The sequence below is a fragment of the Arthrobacter sp. UKPF54-2 genome, assembly GCF_007858535.1.
GTDB lineage: Bacteria > Actinomycetota > Actinomycetes > Actinomycetales > Micrococcaceae > Arthrobacter.
This window is the reverse complement of sequence record NZ_CP040174.1, coordinates 3154866-3176630: the sequence shown is the minus strand read 5'-3', so window position 1 is coordinate 3176630 and position 21765 is coordinate 3154866. Positions and strand designations below refer to the sequence as shown.

Annotated in this window: 15 protein-coding genes and 1 tRNA gene; 15 read left to right on the top strand and 1 reads right to left on the bottom strand. The window is 67.7% G+C overall.

Going from position 1 to position 21765, the window contains the following annotated elements; genetic code table 11:
- Positions 1-81 precede the first annotated feature (81 nt).
- From E7Y32_RS14610 to pyk, 10 genes are all read left to right on the top strand, one after another.
- Complete coding sequence (locus E7Y32_RS14610) at positions 82-1650, top strand: anthranilate synthase component I (RefSeq protein ID WP_146337757.1); 1569 nt, start codon at positions 82-84, stop codon at positions 1648-1650.
- Positions 1647-2273 carry a Trp biosynthesis-associated membrane protein gene (locus E7Y32_RS14605; RefSeq protein WP_146337756.1) on the top strand — a complete coding sequence of 209 codons (627 nt, stop codon included), beginning with the start codon at positions 1647-1649 and terminating at the stop codon, positions 2271-2273. Before E7Y32_RS14610 ends, E7Y32_RS14605 begins: the two co-directional genes overlap by 4 nt.
- Positions 2274-2399: 126 nt before the next feature.
- Positions 2400-2687, top strand: coding sequence for an HGxxPAAW family protein (locus E7Y32_RS14600; protein ID WP_146337755.1), 288 nt, complete (start codon positions 2400-2402; stop codon positions 2685-2687).
- 2 nt (positions 2688-2689) lie between these two features.
- Entirely contained in the window at positions 2690-3505 is an 816-nt protein-coding gene (gene trpC, locus E7Y32_RS14595; protein WP_146337754.1) for an indole-3-glycerol phosphate synthase TrpC, read from the top strand.
- A 92-nt stretch (positions 3506-3597) separates the two neighbouring features.
- Complete coding sequence (gene trpB / locus E7Y32_RS14590; protein ID WP_146337753.1) at positions 3598-4959, top strand: tryptophan synthase subunit beta; 1362 nt, start codon at positions 3598-3600, stop codon at positions 4957-4959.
- On the top strand, positions 4956-5798 hold the full coding sequence (gene trpA, locus E7Y32_RS14585) for a tryptophan synthase subunit alpha (protein ID WP_146337752.1): 843 nt from the start codon (positions 4956-4958) through the stop codon (positions 5796-5798). The genes trpB and trpA overlap by 4 nt, the downstream gene beginning before the upstream one ends.
- Before the next feature lie 3 nt (positions 5799-5801).
- Entirely contained in the window at positions 5802-7067 is a 1266-nt protein-coding gene (gene lgt, locus E7Y32_RS14580; protein WP_146337751.1) for a prolipoprotein diacylglyceryl transferase, read from the top strand.
- A gap of 263 nt (positions 7068-7330) precedes the next feature.
- Positions 7331-11947 (top strand): glutamate synthase large subunit, encoded by a 4617-nt coding sequence (gene gltB / locus E7Y32_RS14575; protein WP_146337750.1) that lies wholly within the window; start codon positions 7331-7333, stop codon positions 11945-11947.
- Positions 11940-13397 carry a glutamate synthase subunit beta gene (locus E7Y32_RS14570; RefSeq protein ID WP_146337749.1) on the top strand — a complete coding sequence of 486 codons (1458 nt, stop codon included), beginning with the start codon at positions 11940-11942 and terminating at the stop codon, positions 13395-13397. Before gltB ends, E7Y32_RS14570 begins: the two co-directional genes overlap by 8 nt.
- A gap of 92 nt (positions 13398-13489) precedes the next feature.
- Complete coding sequence (gene pyk / locus E7Y32_RS14565; RefSeq protein WP_146337748.1) at positions 13490-14989, top strand: pyruvate kinase; 1500 nt, start codon at positions 13490-13492, stop codon at positions 14987-14989.
- An 87-nt stretch (positions 14990-15076) separates the two neighbouring features.
- On the opposite strand, the gene E7Y32_RS14560 is transcribed toward pyk, so the two are convergent.
- Positions 15077-15682 (bottom strand): ANTAR domain-containing response regulator, encoded by a 606-nt coding sequence (locus E7Y32_RS14560; RefSeq protein WP_056739732.1) that lies wholly within the window; start codon positions 15680-15682, stop codon positions 15077-15079.
- A gap of 208 nt (positions 15683-15890) precedes the next feature.
- On the opposite strand from E7Y32_RS14560, the gene E7Y32_RS14555 reads away from it, so the two are divergent.
- From E7Y32_RS14555 to E7Y32_RS14535, 5 genes are all read left to right on the top strand, one after another.
- A tRNA-Leu gene (locus tag E7Y32_RS14555) sits at positions 15891-15972 on the top strand.
- 416 nt (positions 15973-16388) lie between these two features.
- The gene (locus E7Y32_RS14550; protein ID WP_146337747.1) at positions 16389-17900 is read left to right on the top strand and encodes an MFS transporter; all 1512 of its coding nucleotides are present in this window, start codon (positions 16389-16391) and stop codon (positions 17898-17900) included.
- 61 nt (positions 17901-17961) lie between these two features.
- Entirely contained in the window at positions 17962-19230 is a 1269-nt protein-coding gene (locus tag E7Y32_RS14545; protein ID WP_146337746.1) for an amidohydrolase, read from the top strand.
- A gap of 363 nt (positions 19231-19593) precedes the next feature.
- Positions 19594-20508 (top strand): NmrA family NAD(P)-binding protein, encoded by a 915-nt coding sequence (locus E7Y32_RS14540; protein WP_146337745.1) that lies wholly within the window; start codon positions 19594-19596, stop codon positions 20506-20508.
- A 192-nt stretch (positions 20509-20700) separates the two neighbouring features.
- Positions 20701-21702 (top strand): endonuclease/exonuclease/phosphatase family protein, encoded by a 1002-nt coding sequence (locus E7Y32_RS14535; RefSeq protein ID WP_261382464.1) that lies wholly within the window; start codon positions 20701-20703, stop codon positions 21700-21702.
- Positions 21703-21765 lie beyond the last annotated feature (63 nt).

Below are 21765 nucleotides of genomic sequence, written 5' to 3'. Positions count from 1 at the left end.
TCCGCGGCGCAGGCCCGGGCCACCCAGCGCCCCGGCATTTCCCGAGCAACAGAGCAAGAGAACAGGCGGAACACAACAGCCATGCAGGACCTTGGAATCATCAGCCCCGGCCTGGACGAGTTCCGGGAGCTCGCTGGCCACAGCCGCGTCATCCCGGTCCGGCTGAAGGTGCTCGCTGACGCCGAAACCCCGATCGGGCTGTACCGAAAACTCGCCCAGGGCCAGCCGGGAACCTTCCTGTTGGAGTCCGCCGCGGTGGGCGGCGCCTGGTCCCGCTACTCCTTCATCGGCGCGCGGTCCCGCGCCACCCTGACCACCAAGGACGGGCAGGCGCACTGGCTCGGCGAGCCGCCCGTCGGTGTCCCGCTGGATGGCAGCCCGGTGGACGCCATCCGGGACACCGTGAAGGCGCTGCACACCGAGCGTTTCGACGGCCTGCCGCCGTTCACCTCCGGCCTGGTGGGGTTCCTGGGCTGGGAAACCGTCCGGCACTGGGAAAAGCTCACCAGCCCGCCCGAGGACGACCTGGACCTGCCGGAAATGGCGCTGAACCTCGTCACCGACATGGCCGTGCACGACAACATGGACGGCACGGTGCTGCTGATCGCCAACGCGATCAACTTCAACAACAGCTCCGAACGCGTCGACGAAGCCTGGCACGACGCCGTCGCCCGGGTGAAGGCGCTGCTGGCAAAGGTCAGCGCCCCCACAGAGCAGCCCGTCTCCGTGCTGCAGCCCGCCGCGCTCGACTTCGCCTCGAGCGTGCAGGAACGCTGGGACGAAAACGACTACCTCGCCGCCCTGGACCGCGGCAAGGAAGCGATCGTCGACGGCGAAGTCTTCCAGGTGGTGATCTCGCGCCGCTTCGAAATGGACTGCGGCGCCGACCCGCTGGACGTCTACCGGGTCCTGCGGAACACCAACCCCAGCCCCTACATGTACATCTTCAGCCTCGAGGACGCCGGCGGGCGCCAGTACTCGATCGTCGGGTCCTCCCCGGAGGCCCTCGTGACGGTCACCGGCGAGGAAGTCATCACCCACCCGATCGCCGGCTCCCGGCCGCGCGGCAAGACGATCGAGGCGGACAAGGCCCTCGCCGAGGAACTCCTCGCGGACCAGAAGGAACGCGCCGAGCATCTCATGTTGGTGGACCTGTCCCGCAACGACCTCTCCAAGGTGTGCGTGGCCGGAACCGTCGACGTCACCCAGTTCATGGAAGTGGAGCGTTTCAGCCACATCATGCACCTGGTCTCCACGGTGGTGGGCAAACTCGCACCGACGGCCACCGCCTATGACGTGCTCAAGGCCACCTTCCCGGCCGGCACGCTCTCCGGCGCCCCCAAACCGCGCGCGCTGCGCCTGCTGGACGAACTGGAACCCCACCGCCGCGGCATCTACGGCGGCGTGGTGGGCTACCTCGACTTCGCCGGCGACATGGACATGGCCATCGCCATCCGCTCCGCGCTGCTCCGCGAGGGCCGCGCCTACGTGCAGGCCGGCGGCGGCATCGTGGCCGACTCCGTCAACGCCACCGAGGCGCTCGAGACCGTCAACAAGGCCGCCGCCCCAATGCGGGCCGTGCACACGGCGCAGTCACTGCGCAATATCACCGCGGACACCGTTCCCGACGCCGGGACGGAGCAGCCATGACCGGCGCCGCGGGCACCATCAAGAGCACCAGCCCGGCCGTTCCGCGCTGGGCCCGGAAGTCCACCCTGGTGCTGGTCATCGCCGCACTGGCGCTGGCCGTCTTCGGCACCACCACCCAGACCTGGCTGACGGTCCAGCTCGATCCCGGCCAGCTCGGCCAGGGCGTCAGCCAGAACGGCCTGCAGGTCCAGGGCAGCAAGGCCGCCACCACGGTGACCGCCCTCGCCCTGGTGGCCCTGGCCGGCGGACTCGCCGCATCGATCGCGGGGCGCATCGCCCGCTGGGTGATCACCGCGATCATCCTGCTCGCCGCCGCCGGCATCGTCGCCGCTGCCGTGACGGTCCTGGCCGACCCGCTGGCCGCGGCGCAGGGATCCATCGCCGCCGCCACCGGCATCAGCGGCAGCAACGTCCAGGTGGCGCTCACTGCGTTCCCGGTCCTCGCCGTCGCCGCCGGTGCCCTGCTGGGGATCAGCGCCCTCGCGATCGTGCCCGCCGGACGGTACTGGAAGAGCCGGACGAAGTACGACGCCGCCGCCACCGGCGCCGTGACCGGCCCCGCGCAGCCGGCCGACGAGATCGACAGCTGGGACCGGCTCTCCCGCGGCGACGACCCCACCTGAGCCGCGGCCGCGGGCGAGGCCCGGCAACGCGCCGGGCAGCGCGCGGACCGGGCGCCCGGTAGCGCGGCCAATGGCGCCGCCAAAAAATGGCAGAATGTAAGCAGTATTGATCCTGAGGAGAATTCCATGAGCAAAGCCCCTGTTTCCGCACCCAAGCCCGCCGCCGGCACCGGCGTCTACGACGGCGTCGACCACAGCGAGCCCACCGGCCACGGCAACAGCCCGGCGGCCTGGACCACCGTGATCATCATGCTGGTCGGCGCGCTCATCGCAGCCATCGCCTTCGTGATCGCCAACACCCCGATCTTCATCGCCGGTGCGGCCGTCATGCTGGTCGGCCTCGTGGTGGGCTTTGCCATGCGCAAGGCCGGTTACGGCGTCGGCGGCAGCAAGCTGAAGAACTCCGGCCACTAGGAGTGAGTGTTCTCGATGACATCAATGCCGGTGTCAGGGAGGATATGGAGGCACGCCAGCGCCTCGTCACGCTCGCCGAACTGAAAGACCGTGCCGCGGCGGCGGCCCTGGCGCGCGACGCGTGGGCCGCCCTGGGCGGCCCGTCGGACCGGACGCAGCTCAAGGTCATCGCCGAAATCAAGCGCCGCAGCCCCTCCAAGGGCGCGCTGGCGAGCATCGCGGACCCGGCCTCCCTCGCCGTGCAGTACGCCGACGGCGGCGCGGCCGTGATCAGCGTCCTGACCGAGCAGCGCCGTTTCAACGGCTCGCTGGCCGACCTCGACGCCGTCCGGGCAGCCGTGGACGTCCCGCTGCTGCGCAAGGACTTTATGATCGACGAGTACCAGATCTGGGAGGCCCGTGCCCACGGCGCCGACCTGATCCTGCTGATCGTCGCCTCGCTCTCCGACGCGCAGCTGCGCGAGTACAGCGCCCTCAGCCGCGAGCTGGGAATGAACGTGCTCGTGGAGACCCACACGGCCGGCGAAGTGGAACGCGCCGTCGCCGCCGGGGCGCGGATCATCGGCGTCAACGTCCGGAACCTCAAGACGCTCGACGTCGACCGCTCCGTGTTCGCGGAGCTCGCCGCCGGCATCCCCGCGGGAGCCCTCGTTGTGGGCGAATCCGGTGTCCGCGGCGTCGACGACGTCCGGCACTACGCGGCCAACGGCGCCAACGCCGTCCTGGTGGGCGAGGCGCTGGTGAGCGACGCGACCCCGCGGGAACGGATCGGCGAATTCATGGCCGCCGGAGCCGAAGAAATCGCCGCACGGTCCTGACCCGCGGCCGGGCCGGGGAACCGGCCGCAGACCGCGGTACGCCCGTGCGGCACCGAAGACCTAGATAGCAGTGGAACAGGATGGTGAGACTGATGGTCGATGCGCCAGCAGCCGGCTCAGACGAAAACCCCGTGGACGCTTTCCTGGAGGGCGGCCGGCCGGATGAGGGCGGTCCGCTTGGCGCGCCGTCCCTGCGCCACGCCCCCGGACCCTACTTCGGCTCCTACGGCGGACGCTGGATGCCCGAGTCCCTGATCGCCGCGCTGGACGAACTCGAGGACACCTTCGAGAAGGCCAAGGCGGACCCCGAGTTCACCGCCCAGATCGCGGACCTGAACAAAAACTACTCCGGCCGGCCCTCCCTGCTCACAGAGGCCAAGCGCTTCGCCGAGCACGCCGGGGGAGTGCGCATCTTCCTCAAGCGCGAGGATCTGAACCACACCGGCTCGCACAAGATCAACAACGTGCTGGGCCAAGCGCTGCTCGCCAAGCGCATGGGCAAGACCCGGGTCATCGCCGAGACCGGCGCCGGCCAGCACGGCGTCGCCAGCGCCACCGCCGCCGCCCTGCTGGGCCTGGAGTGCGTGGTCTACATGGGCGCCGAGGACTGCCGCCGCCAGGCCCTCAACGTTGCCCGGATGGAGCTCCTCGGGGCCACCGTGATCCCCGTGACCAACGGCTCGCAGACGCTCAAGGACGCCATCAACGAGGCGCTCCGGGACTGGGTGGCCAACGTCGGCACCACGCACTACCTGCTCGGCACGGCCGCCGGGGCGCACCCGTTCCCGGCGATGGTCCGCTACTTCCACGAAGTCATCGGCGAGGAGGCCCGCGCCCAGATCCTGGAGCAGACCGGCCGGCTGCCGGACGCCGTCTGCGCCTGCATCGGCGGCGGCTCCAACGCCATCGGCATCTTCCACGGCTTCCTGGACGACCCCTCGGTGAAGATCTACGGCTTCGAAGCCGGCGGCGAGGGCGTCGAAACCGGCCGGCACGCGGCCACCATCACCCTGGGCAAGCCCGGCGTGCTGCACGGAGCCCGCTCCTACCTCATGCAGGACGACGACGGCCAGACCATCGAGTCGCACTCCATCTCAGCCGGCCTGGACTACCCGGGCGTCGGACCCGAGCACTCCTACCTGGCCGACATCGGCCGGGTCAGCTACGAGCCCATCACGGACAGCGAAGCCATGGAAGCCTTCCGGCTGCTCTGCCGCACCGAGGGCATCATCCCGGCCATCGAGTCCGCCCACGCCCTCGCCGGCGCCATGAAGGTCGGCCAGCGGCTCGCCGCGGAGGCCGGCGGCTCCGGGGGCACGGCTGCGGACAAGATCGTGGTCGTGAACCTCTCCGGCCGCGGCGACAAGGACGTGGCCACCGCCGCGGAATGGTTCAACCTGCTGGACAAGGATTCTCCCGAGGCCGAGATCGCTCAGGAAGGGGAGCAGCTGTGAGCACCGAGAACAGCCCCGAAACCAGCGCCGGGGGCACGGCTCCCGGCGCCAGCAAGTCCGCGGCAGCCATCGACAGGGCCAAGGCCCAGGGCCGGGCAGCCCTCATCGGCTACCTGCCCGCCGGCTACCCCAGTGTCGAAGCCACTATCGCCGCGGGCATTGCCCTGGCTGAAAACGGCGCCGACCTGATCGAGATCGGCATCCCCTACTCCGACCCGGTGATGGACGGCCAGGTCATCCAGGCCGCCACCACTGAGGCCCTCGCCAAGGGCTTCCACGTCAGCCAGGTGTTCGACGTCGTCCGGGGCATCACCAGCAAGACCGAGGCCGCGGTCCTGGTCATGACCTACTGGAACCCCGTGGTCCGGATGGGCGTCGACGAGTTCTCCCGCCAGCTGGCCGAAGCCGGGGGAGCGGGGCTCATCACCCCGGACCTCATCCCGGACGAGGCCGCGGAATGGATGGCCGCCTCGGACAAGTACGGACTGGACCGGGTGTTCCTCGTGGCACCGTCCTCCTCGCCGGAACGGATGAAACGCACGGTGGATGCCAGCCGCGGCTTTGTCTACGCCGTCTCGATCATGGGCGTCACCGGCGCCCGCACCTCGGTCAGCTCCGCCGCCAAGGACGTCGTCGCCGCAGCCCACGCTGCGGGCGCCGAACGGGTCTGCGTCGGCCTGGGCGTCTCCAATGCCGGCCACGTCCGCGAAATCGCGGCCTACGCGGACGGAGTAATCGTCGGCACGGCCCTCGTCGCGGCAATCGGTGAGGGCGGCGTGGATGCGGTAGCGTCCTTGACGAAAGAGCTCAGTACCGGCCTTACCAAGGAAGAAGCGTAAGTAATGCAGTCAGTCCTCCATGCGGCAGCGATGGTTCCCGCGAGCATTCCGAGCCCGGACTGGTCCGGCTTCGACATCCCGCTGCCCTGGGGGTCCCTGCGTATCCATGCCTACGCGCTGTGCATCCTCGCCGGCATCATCGCCGGGCTCTGGCTCACGTCGGTGCGCTGGGCCCGCCGCGGCGCGCCTGAAGGCAGCGTCTGGGACATCGCCATCTGGGCGATCCCCTTTGGCATTATCGGCGGCCGGCTGTACCACGTGGTGTCCTCCCCGGACGCCTACTTCGGCCCGGGCTTCGACGGCACCGGCGACCTGTCCCTGATCCCGCAGATCCAGCGCGGCGGCCTCGGCATTTGGGGTGCCGTGGTACTCGGTGCCTTCGGCGCCTGGATCGGCTGCCGCCGGGCCGGCGTGAAGCTCAGCGCGTTCGTGGACGCCGCGGCGCCGGGCCTGCTGCTGGCCCAGGCGATCGGCCGTTGGGGCAACTACTTCAACCAGGAACTTTTCGGCGGCCCCACCACGCTGCCCTGGGGACTGCAGATCGACGCCGACAACCCCAACTTCCCGGCCGGCATGCCCGCCGACACCCTGTTCCACCCCACGTTCCTCTACGAGTCCGTCTGGAACCTCGTGGGAGTCGGCATACTGCTCCTTCTGGACCGCCGCTTCCACTTCCGCCGCGGACGGCTGTTCTGGCTCTACGCCATCTACTACACGCTGGGCCGCGTCTGGATCGAAGCCATGCGGATCGACGACGCCGAGCAGATCAACCTCTTCGGCATCACCACCCGGCTCAACGTCTGGACCAGCATCTTTGTGCTCCTCGCAGCCGTGGTGACGTTCATTGTCCTGGGCCTGCGCAAGCGTGACGTCCCGGACACCCCCTACCTGCCGGGCCGGGAGCCCGAACCGGCAGCCGCGACGGAGGACAGCGACGCGGCGACCGACGCCGATAAGGTCGACGCCGACGACGACGCGGAGGTGGATGAACGGGCCGACGCCGTCGAACACGACGGCGAGCGGGACGCCGTCGAACATGACGACGCGAAGGTCGCGGTCCCTGTCCGCCATGCGGACTCTGCTGTCTCAGATAATGAGTCGCGTGATAATCTCCCGGAGAACCAAAGCGGTCCGCGCCGCGCTCCGGCTCCGGCCGTTGCCGCCGCGGAATCCACCGGCGGCAGCAAAGCCGCCCAGGGAGAACCCGACGCCGGAGCACCCGGCCACCGGGCCTCCGGAACCGCGCCGGAGGCTGAGGGCACCAAGTAGCTCAGCACCGGAAATCGGGCTGCAGGGCGACCGCCGGCTGGGCCCGAGTCCACAGCGTCGTGGCATCAGGGTGGCAACGGACAGCAGACAGCTGGACGCCATGCAAACCCGGGCCGGCGGCCCGCGTAACTGTTAGTGCAGAAAGCGGCGCTGGCCTACAATTCGAGTAGGAAAATCACGTTGTTGCGCCCGTCACACCGGCGCACCGATTCGGGCCAATGTTGTCCCTCCCATACGCACGATCAGGAGGAAGGACGTCTCCCATGACCCAAACCCTGCACAGCCCCAGCTGGTCCGGTCCGGAACACCCCGCCACGGCCATCTCGCCGTTCAAGCGGTTCGCGGCGCTGCCCGAAGCCGCCGGTCTCTACAACCCGGAGCAGGAGAAGGACGCCTGCGGACTCGCCATCATCGCGACGCTGCGCGGCGAACCAGGCTACGACATCGTGGAAGCCGCCCTGACCGCCCTGCGCAACCTCGAGCACCGCGGTGCCGTCGGCGCCGATGAGGGAACCGGCGACGGCGCCGGCCTCCTGATGCAGGTCCCCGATGAGTTCTTCCGCGCGGTCACCGACTTCGAGCTCCCCGCCGCCGGCCAGTACGTCGTCGGCACCGCCTTCCTGCCCGCCGAACAGCGCGAATCCGACGCCGCCAAGGCCGGCATCGAGGGCCTCGCGGCCGATGAGGGCCTCACCGTCCTGGGCTGGCGCGAGGTGCCGATCGTGGCCGATCTCGTCGGCGCCATGGCCCGGGCCTGCATGCCGTACTTCTCCCAGCCGTTCTTTGCGTCCAGCACCGGCGAGGCGCTCACCCGCAACGAACTCGACTCCCGGGCCTGGCGGATCCGCAAGCGCGCGCAGAACAAGTTCGGGGTGTACTTCCCCTCGCTGTCCTCCCGCACCATTGTGTACAAGGGCATGCTGACCACCGCGCAGCTGGAGCCGTTCTACCCGGACCTTTCGGACACCCGCTTCAAGACCAAGCTCGCGATCGTCCACTCGCGTTTCTCCACTAACACCTTCCCGTCCTGGCCGCTGGCCCAGCCGTTCCGCACCATCGCGCACAACGGCGAGATCAACACGGTCAAGGGCAACCGCAACTGGATGCGCGCCCGGCAGTCGCAACTGGCCAACCCGCTGCTGGGGGACAGCCCGGAAGAGCTGTACCCGATCTGCACCCCGGGCGCCTCGGACTCGGCCTCCTTCGATGAGGTCGCTGAACTGCTCTGGCTCTCCGGCCGGCCCATCACGCACTCGATCATGATGATGATCCCCGAGGCCTGGGAAAACCACGCCACGATGGACCCCGCCCGGCGCGCGTTCTACGAGTACCACTCGCTGCTGATGGAGCCGTGGGACGGCCCCGCCGCCGTGTCCTTCACCGACGGCAACCTCGTCGGCGCCACCCTGGACCGCAACGGGCTGCGCCCGGGCCGCTACTGGATCACTGAGGACGGCCTGGTGGTCTTCGCCTCCGAGGTCGGCGTGATCGACGTCGAACCCGCCAAGGTGGTCAAGAAGGGCCGCGTCTCGCCCGGCAAGATGTTCCTCGTGGACACCGAGGCCGGCCGGATCATCGACGACTCCGAGGTCAAGGCCGAGGTCGCCGCAGCTAACCCCTGGGCCGAGTGGCTCAAGGACAACCTGATCGACCTCAAGGAGCTGCCCGAGCGTGAGCACGTGGTGCACACGGCGGCCTCGGTCAACATCCGCCAGCGCACCTTCGGCTACACCACGGAGGAACTGAAGATCCTGCTCGGCCCGATGGCCCGGACCGGCGCCGAGCCGCTGGGCGCCATGGGCTCGGACACCCCGGTGGCCGTGCTCTCCAAACGGCCCCGGCTGCTCTTCGACTACTTCGTGCAGTCCTTCGCGCAGGTCACCAACCCGCCGCTGGATGCCATCCGCGAGGAACTGGTCACGTCCCTGACCTGCGCGATCGGCCCCAACGGCAACCTGCTGGACACCAAGCAGGTCCGCCAGCCGCAAGTCTCGCTGCCGTTCCCGGTGATCAACAACGACCAGCTCGCCAAGATCGCGAACATCGAGAACGCCGACGGCGACCGGGTCGCCATGAAGGTCCGCGGCCTGTACCGGCCCGACGGCGGCGAACACGCCCTGCGCGCCCGGCTGACCGAAATCTGCGAGCAGGTCTCCGGCGCGATCAACCGCGGCGTCCAGTACGTGGTGCTCTCGGACCGTGACTCCAACGCCCAGTGGGCGCCGATCCCGTCCCTGCTGCTGGTCAGCGCCGTGCACCACCACCTGCTGCGCAGCGCCAACCGCACCAAGACCGCCCTGGTGGTCGAGGCCGGCGACGTGCGCGAAACCCACCACGTGGCCGTGCTGATCGGCTACGGCGCTTCCGCGGTGAACCCGTACCTGGCGATGGAATCGGTCGAGCAGCTTATTGCCTCCGGCGACGTCACCGGGGTCACCCCGCAGGACGGCGTCTACAACCTGATCAAGGGTCTGGGCAAGGGCGTCCTGAAGATCATGTCCAAGATGGGCATCTCCACGGTCGCCTCGTACACCGGCGCCCAGACCTTCGAGGCGCTCGGCCTCGGCCAGGACCTGGTAGACGAGTACTTCTCCGGCACGCATTCCCAGCTCGGCGGCGTCGGCCTCGATGTGATTGCCGCCGAGGTCGCGGCGCGGCACCGGATGGCCTACCCGGAGAACGGCATCGAACTGCCGCACCAGCCACTGCTGGGCGGTGGCGAGTACCAGTGGCGCCGTGACGGCGAGCCGCACCTGTTCAACCCGGAGACGGTGTTCCGGCTGCAGCACGCCACGCGGGAGCGCCGCTATGACATCTTCAAGGCCTACACCCGGGGCGTGGACGATCAGTCCACGAACCTGATGACCCTGCGCGGGCTGCTGAAGTTCAAGGACGGCCTGCGTCCGGCGGTCCCGCTCGAGGAAGTCGAGCCGGTCTCCAGCATCGTCAAGCGCTTCTCCACCGGGGCCATGAGCTACGGTTCCATCTCGCAGGAGGCGCACGAGACGCTCGCGATCGCGATGAACCGCCTCGGCGGCAAGTCCAACACCGGCGAGGGCGGCGAGGACGTGGACCGGCTGCTGGACCCGACCCGCCGCTCGGCGGTCAAGCAGATCGCCTCGGGCCGCTTCGGCGTCACGAGCCTGTACCTGACCAACGCCGACGACATCCAGATCAAGATGGCGCAGGGCGCGAAGCCCGGCGAGGGCGGCCAGCTGATGGCCCAGAAGGTCTACCCTTGGGTGGCCCGGACGCGGCACTCCACGCCCGGCGTCGGCCTCATCTCCCCGCCCCCGCACCACGACATCTACTCGATCGAGGACCTGGCGCAGCTGATCTACGATGCCAAGCGCGCCAACCCCTCGGCCCGGGTGCACGTCAAGCTCGTCTCCGAGGTGGGCATCGGCACCGTCGCGGCCGGCGTGACCAAGGCCAAGGCCGACGTCGTGCTGGTGTCCGGCCACGACGGCGGCACCGGCGCCTCGCCGCTGAACTCGCTCAAGCACGCCGGTGTCCCGTGGGAACTCGGCCTCGCCGAGACGCAGCAGACCCTGATGCTCAACGGCCTGCGCGACCGTGTGGTGGTGCAGGTGGACGGCCAGCTCAAGACCGGCCGCGACGTGGTGATCGCCGCGCTGCTGGGCGGCGAGGAGTACGGCTTCGCCACCGCGCCGCTGGTGGTCTCCGGCTGCATCATGATGCGCGTCTGCCACCTGGACACCTGCCCGGTGGGCGTCGCGACGCAGAACCCCGAGCTTCGCTCACGCTTCACCGGCAAGCCAGAATTCGTGGTCAACTTCTTCGAGTTCCTCGCCGAGGAAGTCCGCGAAATCCTCGCCGAACTCGGCTTCCGGAGCCTGGAGGAAGCGATCGGCCACGCCGAAATGCTCGACACCCGGGAGGCGATCAGCCACTGGAAGGCCGAGGGGCTGGACCTGGACCCGATCCTGCACGGACTCGAGTTCGACGACGACGCCCCGCTGCGCAACCTGACGGGCCAGAACCACGAGCTGGACAAGCACTTCGACCAGCGCCTTATCGCGATGGCCGCCGAGGCTCTCAGCGACCGCACCCCGGTGAAGATCGCCGTCGACGTGATCAACACGGACCGCTCCGTCGGCACCATGCTCGGCCACGTCGTCACAAAGACCTTCGGCACCGACGTGCTGGCCACCGACACGATCGACATCACGCTGACGGGCACCGCTGGGCAGTCGCTGGGCGCCTTCCTGCCGGCCGGCATCACGCTGCGGATGTTCGGCGACTCCAACGACTACGTCGGCAAGGGGCTCTCCGGCGGGCGGATCATCGTCCGGCCGGACCGCACCAACGTGTTCGCCGCGGAGCGGAACGTGATCGCGGGCAACGTGATCGGCTATGGCGCCACGAGCGGCGAGCTGTTCCTCCGCGGCCAGGTGGGCGAGCGCTTTATGGTGCGCAACTCCGGCGCCACCGCGGTGGTCGAAGGCATCGGCGACCACGGCTGCGAGTACATGACCGGCGGCCAGGCGCTGGTGATCGGCCGCACCGGACGAAACTTTGGCGCGGGCATGTCCGGCGGCACCGCCTACGTCCTGGACCTGCAGACCGAACGGGTCAACAAGCAGGCCCTCGATGCCGGCGAACTGCAGCTGCGCGAACTCGACGCCGAGGACCGCGAAATTGTCCGTGGACTGCTCGTCAAGCACCTCGAGGAAACCGAGTCGCAGCACGCGGCCCGGCTGCTTGAGGACTTCGACGACACCGCAGCCCGCATTACCAAGGTGCTGCCGCGCGACTACGCGGCCGTACTGCAAACCCGTCTTGACGCCATCGAAGAGGGCCTGGACCCCGACGGCGAAGAAGTTTGGTCTCGAATCCTGGAGGTGACCGGTGGCTGATCCACGCGGATTTCTGAAAGTACGCCAGCGTGAAACCCAGCCGCGCCGTCCCGTCCCGGTCCGCATCATGGACTGGAAAGAGGTCTACGAAGCCCAGGAAAAGGGTGTCCTGAAGAGCCAGGCCGGCCGCTGCATGGACTGCGGCGTCCCGTTCTGCCACCAGGGCTGCCCGCTGGGGAACCTCATCCCGGAGTGGAACGACCTCGTCTGGCGGGACAAGGGCGAGGAAGCGATGGAGCGGCTGCACGCCACCAACAACTTCCCCGAGTTCACCGGCCGGCTTTGCCCGGCGCCCTGCGAAGCGTCCTGCGTGCTGGGCATCAACCAGCCGGCCGTGACGATCAAGCAGGTTGAGGTTTCGATCGTGGACCAGGCCTTCGACAATGGCTGGGTCACCCCGCTGCCGCCGGCCCGCCTGTCCGGCAAGACGGTCGCCGTCGTCGGCTCCGGCCCGGCCGGACTCGCCGTCGCGCAGCAGCTGACGCGGGTGGGCCACACCGTCGCCGTCTATGAGCGGGACGACAAGATCGGCGGGCTGCTCCGCTACGGCATCCCCGACTTCAAGATGGAAAAAGAGCACGTGGACCGCCGGCTGGAGCAGATGAAGGCTGAGGGCACCCGCTTCCGGACCGGCGTCGCCGTCGGCACCGACGTGACCTGGGAGCAGCTGCGCCGCCGCTACGACGCCGTTGTGGTCGCCACCGGCGCCACCGTCCCGCGTGACCTGCCGATCCCGGGCCGCGAGCTCGAGGGCGTGCACTTCGCGATGGACTACCTGGTCCCCGCCAACCGTGTTGTGGCCGGCGAGACCGTGGAGAACCAGATCAACGCCGCCGGCAAGCACGTGGTGATCCTGGGCGGCGGCGACACCGGCGCGGACTGCCTCGGCACCGCGCACCGGCACCAGGCCGCGTCCGTGACCACACTCGCGATCGGCAAGCAGCCGTCCGCCGAGCGCGCCGCGCACCAGCCCTGGCCGACGTTCCCCACCCTGTTCGAGGTGGCCAGCGCCCACGAGGAAGGCGGCGAACGCACCTATCTGGCGTCCACCGTCGAATTCGTCGGCGAGAACGGCAAGCTGACCGGCGTGAAGGTCGCGGAGACCGAATTCGTCGACGGCAAGCGGCTGCCCAAGGCCGGCACCGAGCGGATCATCCCGGCGGACCTCGTCTTCCTGTCCCTGGGCTTCACCGGCGCCGAACCCGCCGGCATCACCGAACAGGTCCACGCCGAATTCGACGGCCGCGGCAACGTGGCCCGGGACGGCTACTACATGACCAACACCGAAGGGGTCTTCGTCGCCGGCGACGCCGGCCGCGGCCAGTCCCTGATTGTCTGGGCGATCGCCGAGGGCCGCGCCTGCGCCGCCGCCGTGGACAAGTTCCTGATGGGCAGCACCATTCTCCCGGCGCCCGTGGCGCCGACCGACCGGGCGATCGCCGTCCTCTAGCCCGGTCCCGGCGCCCGCCAGGCCCGTGCCGGACACCGGCCGTTCGTCCCCGCGACAACTTAAAACAACCAAGAGACAACTAGGGTAGGTATATGAGACGCGCTAAAATTGTGGCCACCTTCGGACCGGCGATCGCGAGCTTCGAGAACACGCTCGCCGTGCTGGAAGCCGGGGTCGATGTGGCCCGGATGAACATGAGCCACGGAGACTACTCCGTGCACGACAACACATACGACAACGTGCGCAAGGCCGCCGGGCAGCTCGGCAAGGCCGTCGCCATCATGGCCGACCTGCAGGGCCCGAAGATCCGCCTCGGCCGCTTTGTGGACGGCCCGCACCTGCTCGCCGTCGGTGACACCTTCACGATCACCACCGAGGACGTCCCCGGCACCAAGGACATCTGCTCCACGACGCTCAAGAGCCTTACCGAGGACGTCAACCCCGGGGATGCACTGCTGATCGACGATGGCAAGGTCGCCCTGCGCGCCGTTGAGGTCGACGACGTCAAGGTCGTCGCCACCGTGACCGTGGGCGGCTACGTGTCCAACAACAAGGGCATCAACTTGCCCGGCGTCGCCGTCAACGTCCCCGCGCTGAGCGAAAAGGACGAGGACGACCTGCGCTGGGCCATGCGCCGCGGTGTGGACATGGTGGCCCTGTCGTTCGTCCGCGACGCCTCGGACATCAAGCGCGTCCACGAAATCATGGACGAAGAAGGCCGCCGCGTGCCGGTGATCGCCAAGATCGAAAAGCCGCAGGCCGTGGAGCAGCTCCCGGAAATCATCGACGCCTTCGACGCCATTATGGTGGCCCGCGGCGACCTCGGCGTGGAGCTCCCGCTCGAGGAAGTGCCGATCGTGCAGAAGCGCGCCGTCGAGCTCGCCCGCCGCTGGGCGAAGCCGGTCATTGTGGCCACCCAGGTGCTCGAATCCATGATCGACAACCCGCGCCCGACGCGCGCCGAGGCCTCCGACTGCGCCAACGCTGTGCTCGACGGCGCCGACGCCGTGATGCTCTCGGGCGAGACCAGCGTGGGCAAGTACCCGATAGAGACCGTCAAGACCATGGCCCGGATCATCGAATCCACCGAGGTCCACGGCCTGGAGCGCGTCCCGCCGCTGGGCACCAAGCCTAAGACCCGCGGCGGCGCGATCACCCGTGCCGCCGTCGAAATCGCCGACCAGCTGGAAGCAAAGTACATCTGTACCTTCACCCAGTCCGGTGACTCCGCGCGCCGCCTGTCCCGGCTGCGCCCGATCCGTCCGGTCTTCGCGTTCACCCCGGTGGAGCACGTCTGGAACCAGCTCGCGCTGACCTGGGGCATCCAGCCGGTGCTGGTCCCGATGGTGGGCCACACCGACGAGATGACCGCCCAGGTTGACCGCAGCCTGCTGGAAATGGACCTCGTCGACGACGGCGACATGGTGGTCATCGCTGCCGGTTCGCCTCCCGGCAAGGCCGGTTCCACGAACATGCTCAAGGTCCACAAGGTCGGCGACCTCGCCGACGCCGGCAGCCACGGCGAGAACGCCGGGGCCAAGGACAAGCTCGGCCCCTGGCCGGAAAAGAAGAAGAAGAACAGCAAGATCTAGTTCTTCCGCGTCAAAACGAGAAGGGCCCCGCCGCTGGAATCCAGCGGCGGGGCCCTTCTCGTTGCTGTCTGCCGACGAGGCGGCGGCTTAGTTGACCTGGTTGATGATGGTCTCGGCGACCTCGCGCATGCTGAGGCGGCGGTCCATCGAGGTCTTCTGGATCCAGCGGAAGGCTTCCGGCTCGGTCAGGCCCATCTTGGTGGTGAGGAGGCTCTTGGCGCGTTCCACGAGCTTGCGGGTGGCGAACTGCTCCTGCAGGTCGCTGACCTCGCTTTCGAGGGCCTTGATTTCCTCGTGCCGGGAGAGTGCGATCTCCAGGGCCGGGATCAGGTCCGCCGGGGTGAAGGGCTTGACCACGTAGGCCATGGCGCCGGCATCGCGGGCCCGCTCGACGAGTTCCTTCTGGCTGAAGGCGGTCAGCAACACTACGGGAGCGATCCGAGCCTTGACGATCTTTTCGGCGGCGGAAATGCCGTCCATTACAGGCATCTTGACGTCCATCAGGACCAGGTCCGGCTTCAGTTCCTCGGCGAGCTGGACGGCCTTCTCGCCGTTGTCCGCTTCGCCGACGACGTCGTAGCCCTCGCCGCGCAGGATCTCGATGATGTCCAGGCGGATGAGGGTCTCATCCTCGGCGACCACGACGCGGCGCGCCGGCTGGGAAGTGGGGGTTGACTCCGTCTGTTCTGACACGGGAACTCCTTGTAAAGGTACGGGCGGACCTGGACCATCGTAGGCAAGTCCGCCGGGGTACTGGGGGCCGGTTGGGATCGATGCGGCGTCACTGGCGCGATTCTGGAATTCAGCCTATCTGCATGTAGAGTAATTTCGCGCACCGGAAGCGATCGCGTTGCTCACAGCACCCCTGTGGCAAGCGAATATGACAGCCGGTGTACTCCGCGCCCGAGTGGCGGAATTGGCAGACGCGCCGCACTCAAAATGCGGTATCGAAAGGTGTGTGGGTTCGAGTCCCACCTCGGGCACAGTGTTTTTATTGGTCTGGGGCCTTTGGGCTTCTGGGGGTGGACAGACTGTTCCCATGAGGGCCTCTGTGGGGCCCTTTTTTGTTGGGCCTTTACTGAGGCCGGCGTCCTTGCCTCGTTGGTCGACGGGGTTGCCTTGCGGTACCTGTTCATGGACGGGCTTGACCCAAGCACGGGGGACCGGTGTGCTCTAGGCAAAAAGGGGCGGTTGGGTCTATATCAGGACTGTAGCCCAATGAGTTGGCGCCCGTTTGCCCAGGCGCCGTCAATTGAAATTCGCCTGCATCCGAGAGGGCAGACACCGCCCCAGAATACCTTCCGGAGCCTAACTCACAACGACAAGCAGTACCGCCCAGTCCAGCACGCTCCTAAGCCAAATTTCGCGTCCGCCTGGGCCAGGGCAACGAGGAGTTGTCATGGCAAGCACCATCCCTGCACCTGCCCGAACCACGTTTCAGGGCAACGACAAGCTGCTGCTGGGCATCGTGCTCGGCGTCATCACCTTCTGGCTGTTCGCCGGCACAACGGGAACCGTTGCCCCAAACATCCTCGTCGAGATCAACGGCGCCTATTCAGACCCGGTCCACAAGACCTGGGCGACGCCCCTCGTCGATGTCGCTGCGATGAACCTGGCGGTGTCGATCACCGCCCTCTTCTCCGGCATGTTCATCGTGGTGGCGGGCGGCCTCGCCGACCGGATCGGCCGCGTCCGGATCAGCTTGATCGGCAACGGCCTGGGCATCCTTGGATCTCTCATGATCGTGCTGGCCGCCGGGCCGGTTGCCCTGCCGCTTCTGCTCGGCGGCCGCGCTATCCAGGGCCTCTCGGCGGCGTGCATCATGCCTGCCACCATGGCGCTCGTGAAGACGTACTGGGACGGTCCTGGCCGTCAGCGCGCAGTATCCATGTGGTCCATCGGCTCGTGGGGCGGATCGGGGCTCGCCTCGATCTTCGGCGGCTACGTGGCGACGTTTGTGGGATGGCGCTGGATCTTCATCGCCTCGATCGTCATCTCGGTCATCTCGATCCTCCTCATGAGCGGCACGCCGGAGAGCAAGGTGGCCCAGACGGGCACGTTCACGTTCGATCTCGCCGGTGTACTGGTCTTCATGGTCTCGATGCTCGCGCTCATGATCGTGCTGATCTTCGGCTCGAAGATTGGATGGCTCACCCCGACCACGATCGGGCTGTTCGTCGTCGCCGTCGCAGGCCTTGTCTTGCTGGTGCGGATCGAAGGCCGTGCGGTCAAGCCGTTCATTAACTTCGAGCTGTTCAAGAACCGCACTTTCACCGGCGCCACGATCTCGAATTTTCTCCTCAATGGCACGATCGGCCTGCTCATCGTGACCCAGCAGCTCCTCCAGATCGCCGGAGGCATGACCGCTTCCGATGCGGGCTTGTTGACCATCGGCTACGCGATCATGATCATCGCGTTCATTCGCCTCGGCGAAAAGCTCCTGCAGCGCTTTGGTCCCCGCCAGCCCATGATCTGGGGATCCTTGATCGTCGGCGTTGCGAGCGTTCTGCTGCTGCCCACCAACCTCCTGCTCTCCGAGTACCGTTGGCTCGCCGTCGTGGCCTACGCACTATTCGGCCTCGGCCTCGCGTTCTACGCAACGCCGTCCACGGACGCCGCGCTGGCTAACCTTCCCGCCGATCAGGCCGGTGCCGGCTCCGGCATCTACAAGATGGCCTCCTCGCTGGGCGGCGCGATCGGGGCCGCGATCTCCCTCGCACTCTTCAGCGCTTTCAGCAGCTCGGGAGCCCAGTTCGTCGGCGATGTCCTCATCAACCAGGGCCGCACCGACAACACTGCGGTCCGGCAGGCCGCCGTCGTCGCGCTCCTGTTCAACGTGGTCATGGTGATCATCGCGGTCGTCTCGATCATGGCCACCGTCCCCAAAGGCAGGGAGCACGCCGAGGCGTAGCCTGCAACATAGCAGTGGTGTCCGCGACGACGCCGCGGATCACAGGAAGGCATAAGGAGCAATGGCATCAATCGGAGCTGCACGCACGATCCTGTCCGGACAGGATTCCCTCAGAGACTGGCAGGAATCGCTGTACAAGGACTTCCACCGGAACCCCGAGCTGAGCCACCGCGAGGAACGCACGGCAGGAATCGTGGCTGAGCAGCTGACAAGCTTCGGCTTCCAGGTCCACTCCAACATCGGCGGCACGGGAGTCGTGGGTATCCTCACCAATGGCGATGGACCGACCGTGCTCGTGCGCGCGGACATGGACGCGCTCCCCGTCGCGGAGGCCACGGGCCTCGAGTACTCGAGCACGGCCGTGGAAATGGACGACCAGGGAACCCAGACGGCCGTCATGCATGCGTGCGGCCACGACGTCCACATGTCGAGCCTCCTCGGCGCGGCGCGGCTCTTCAGCGAGGAGCTCGATGCCTGGGCCGGCACCCTTGTGGTGCTCTTCCAGCCCGCCGAGGAGCTCGGCGACGGCGCACGGGGCATGGTCGACGACGGCCTGGCAGACCTCTTTCCCCGGCCTGATGTTGCTCTCGCCCAGCATGTCCTGGCGCACCCCGCCGGGACCGTGAGCACGTATCCCGGCCCGTTTCTCTCGATGGCGGACAGCATCCACATCACCCTCTATGGGCGCGGCAGCCACGGCTCGATGCCGCACCTCTCGATCGACCCGGCAGTCCTGGCCGCAATGGTCGTGGTGCGGCTCCAGGCTGTCGTCTCGCGCGAGGTCCAACCGGGCGAGTTCGCGGTGCTCACCGTGGGAAAAATCGGCGTCGGTGCCAAGAGCAACATCATCGACGACCACGCCGTCCTCGAACTGAACATCCGCACCTACAACAAGGCCACCCGGGACCAGATCCTCAGGGCCATCGAGCGGATCGCCAAGGCCGAGTCGGTGGCGTCGGGCTCACCCAAGGAGCCAAATATCGAGCTCTACAACAGCTACCCGCTCACCGACAACGACGCCGACGTCACCGCCAGGGTTGCTGACGCGTTCGCCGAGTACTTCCCGGCCGAAGCCATCGAAAACTACGGGCGGCAGACCGCAAGTGAGGACTTCAGCGACATCCCCACCGCACTCGGCGTCCCGTACACCTACTGGGGCATCGGCGGCGTGGACCCCGGAACCTACCGCGCAGCGGGGGCCGCTGGCCGCATCATCACGGACATCCCCGCGAACCATTCGCCAAAGTTCGCACCCGTCCTCCAGCCCACGCTGACTTCCGGGACAGCTGCCCTCGTGGTCGCCGCAGCGGCCTGGCTCGGGAAACACTGATCGGGCGGCGCAACCCGTCCAGCCTCACGGCGGCACCATTGACCTGCGGAGCCCGCCCTCTCAGGCTCGTCCGGTAACCTCTGCTCAGCGCAATGCGCCAAGGGGTATAACGACTCCTTAACGGGTCTTCCGGCAGCCAGGGGTTCCCCAGGCCAGGCGCAGGCGCAGCCGCCGTCGGGGTAGGGGGTGATGCACTTTACGCCCCAAGTGAAGGCCAGAAGACTGGGCGGATGCTGAGTCCAGGCCGGGTGGCTGCGCGGTATCCGGCCGCGATTCACGGGTAGAGTCTCGGGTAACCGCCGGCCGACCGAATCGGCCGCTCCACCGGCGTCCTGCCACCAACTTCACCTGGAAGAGCACACCATGACCAGTACCGTCCTCGTCGCCGGAGCCACCGGTGACCTCGGCCAACGCCTTGTTCGCGAGCTCCTCCGGCGCGACACCCTCGTCCGGGTCCTGACCCGCCCCGGCAGCGGCAAGGCCCACGGAATCTACGGCGGCCAGGAGCGCGTGGGGATCCATGAGGTCGACTACACGGACCGGGCCGCCCTTGTGTCATCGTTGTCCGGAGTCGACACCGTCGTCTCGGCGGTCAGCGGCGCGCGCCCGGTCATTGTCGACGTCCAGCGTGCGCTCCTCGCCGCCGCCGTCGAAGCCGGAGTGCCACGGTTCATCCCGTCGGACTACTCCGCCGACTACCGCCGGATCACCCCCGGCAGCAACCGCAACTTCGAGCTGCGGCGCGAGTTCGCCGCGGAACTCGACGCCGCACCTCTTCGCGTGACGTCCGTGCTCAACGGCGCGTTCGCAGACATGCTCACCGGGCAGGCGCCGATGATCCTCTTCTCCCGCCACCGGGTCCTGTACTGGTCCTCACCGGACCAAATCCTCGACTTTACGACCAAGGACGACGTCGCTCGCGTCGTCGCGCTGGTGGCCCTCGATGCGGACGCGCCCCGGGTGGTCGAAGTCGCCGGGGACCGCGTCACCGCCCGCAGCATCGCCCAAACCATGACCGAACTCACCGGAGAATCCTTTTCGCCGCAGTGGGCCGGAACGACCGGGACCCTGCTGGCGATGAGCAAGGTCGGCCGGCGCTTGTCCAAAGACAAAGGCGAGGCCTTCCCCGCCTGGCAGGGCATGCAGTACTTCGTCAGCATGTTCAGCGGCGAAGCCGAACTCCGGCACGTCGACAACGACCGCTACGGGCCCCACGAATGGACCTCGGTCCGCGACGTCCTGGAAGCGCACCTGCTGGAGTCGGGGCCGACCCGCTAATCCCCACCGGCCGCGACGTCGCCCGTTCGCATGGCGTTAACCGGAATCCAACTACGAAGGGAACTTCCTATTCACGCACGCTCAATAGCGTTTGAGACCCAATCCATGCGAGGAAGGAAATCGATGAACCAGGTCTCACGTCGGAGCGTTGTCCGAGGAATTACTGGTGCTGCGGCGCTAGGGGCGTTGTCCATGGCAGGAGCCGCTTCGGCTGCGGCGTCGTCGTCCGAGTCCACGCTCAAGGTCCTGGTCATCAATGCCTGGCACGGCGGCACCCAGGTCCCCGGCGGTGTTGGCATGATCGCTGACATCATCAAGGAATCCGGCGCAACTCTGGTCTTTATCGCGGAGGCGAGCGAGACGACCCCGGATATCGTGGCCAAGCTCAACGCCTCCGGGCTGAACTTTCAGCACAGGAGGACCGGGGACAACGCGATCATTTCGGCGTACCCGATCGGTGAGGCGACCGCACTTCCGTACATGACGAAGGCGGTCGTGACAGTGGGCTCTGTCGAAATCGCCGCCTATGCGGCCCATTTGCAGTACCAGTGGTACGCAACGTACCTGCCCCGCGCTTATGGCCCGGGCGCTCCCAGCGGTGAGTACTCCGGGTACGGCTGGAACAAGATTCCCACCGGTCCGGTCACCGATGTGGCGGCGGTTGCCCGGGTCAATGCGGCTTCCGGACGGCCGCAGGTGATCGAACGGTTCATCGTGGATGCGGGCAAGGAGCGGCAACGTGGACGCCTCGTAATCCTCGGCGGTGATTTCAACGAGCCTTCGACGTTGGATTGGACGCGCCGAACTGCGCAGCTTTTCGACCACAATGGTGTAGTTCTGCGCTGGGCTTCGACGCAGGCGCTTGAAGATGCCGGGTTCGTGGATGCCTATCGGCGCCAACACCCCAGCCCGGTCACGCATCCTGGATTCACGTGGCCCGCGAGCAATCACAACGCCGCAGTCGAATCGCTGACCTGGGCGCCGGAGGCGGACGAACGGGACCGGATTGACTACGTCTTCCACCACCCGGATGCCCGATTGAAGCTGAAAGATGCGCAGGTCGTAGGCCCGCGGGAATCGATTGTGCGGAATCAGCGGGTCGCCGAGTCCGGGAAAGACCCGTTCCTGCTGGCGGATGTGCCCTGGCCGACGGACCACAAGGCTGTTCTGGCGAGCTACACGGTACGGGGGTAAGTCCCACGCTCCTGGCTTAGCGGCCGTTGTTCAAGTGGTCTGTCTTCGCGTGGTGCCCGGGTT

Excerpts from the sequence above, each read along its gene's own strand:
- E7Y32_RS14610 (WP_146337757.1), top strand. The coding sequence starts at position 82 with ATGCAGGACCTTGGAATCATCAGCCCCGGCCTGGACGAGTTCCGGGAG.
- E7Y32_RS14605 (WP_146337756.1), top strand. The coding sequence starts at position 1,647 with ATGACCGGCGCCGCGGGCACCATCAAGAGCACCAGCCCGGCCGTTCCG.
- E7Y32_RS14600 (WP_146337755.1), top strand. The coding sequence starts at position 2,400 with ATGAGCAAAGCCCCTGTTTCCGCACCCAAGCCCGCCGCCGGCACCGGC.
- trpB (WP_146337753.1), top strand. The coding sequence starts at position 3,598 with ATGGTCGATGCGCCAGCAGCCGGCTCAGACGAAAACCCCGTGGACGCT.
- lgt (WP_146337751.1), top strand. The coding sequence starts at position 5,802 with ATGCAGTCAGTCCTCCATGCGGCAGCGATGGTTCCCGCGAGCATTCCG.
- gltB (WP_146337750.1), top strand. The coding sequence starts at position 7,331 with ATGACCCAAACCCTGCACAGCCCCAGCTGGTCCGGTCCGGAACACCCC.
- pyk (WP_146337748.1), top strand. The coding sequence starts at position 13,490 with ATGAGACGCGCTAAAATTGTGGCCACCTTCGGACCGGCGATCGCGAGC.
- E7Y32_RS14550 (WP_146337747.1), top strand. The coding sequence starts at position 16,389 with ATGGCAAGCACCATCCCTGCACCTGCCCGAACCACGTTTCAGGGCAAC.
- E7Y32_RS14545 (WP_146337746.1), top strand. The coding sequence starts at position 17,962 with ATGGCATCAATCGGAGCTGCACGCACGATCCTGTCCGGACAGGATTCC.
- E7Y32_RS14540 (WP_146337745.1), top strand. The coding sequence starts at position 19,594 with ATGACCAGTACCGTCCTCGTCGCCGGAGCCACCGGTGACCTCGGCCAA.
- E7Y32_RS14535 (WP_261382464.1), top strand. The coding sequence starts at position 20,701 with ATGGCAGGAGCCGCTTCGGCTGCGGCGTCGTCGTCCGAGTCCACGCTC.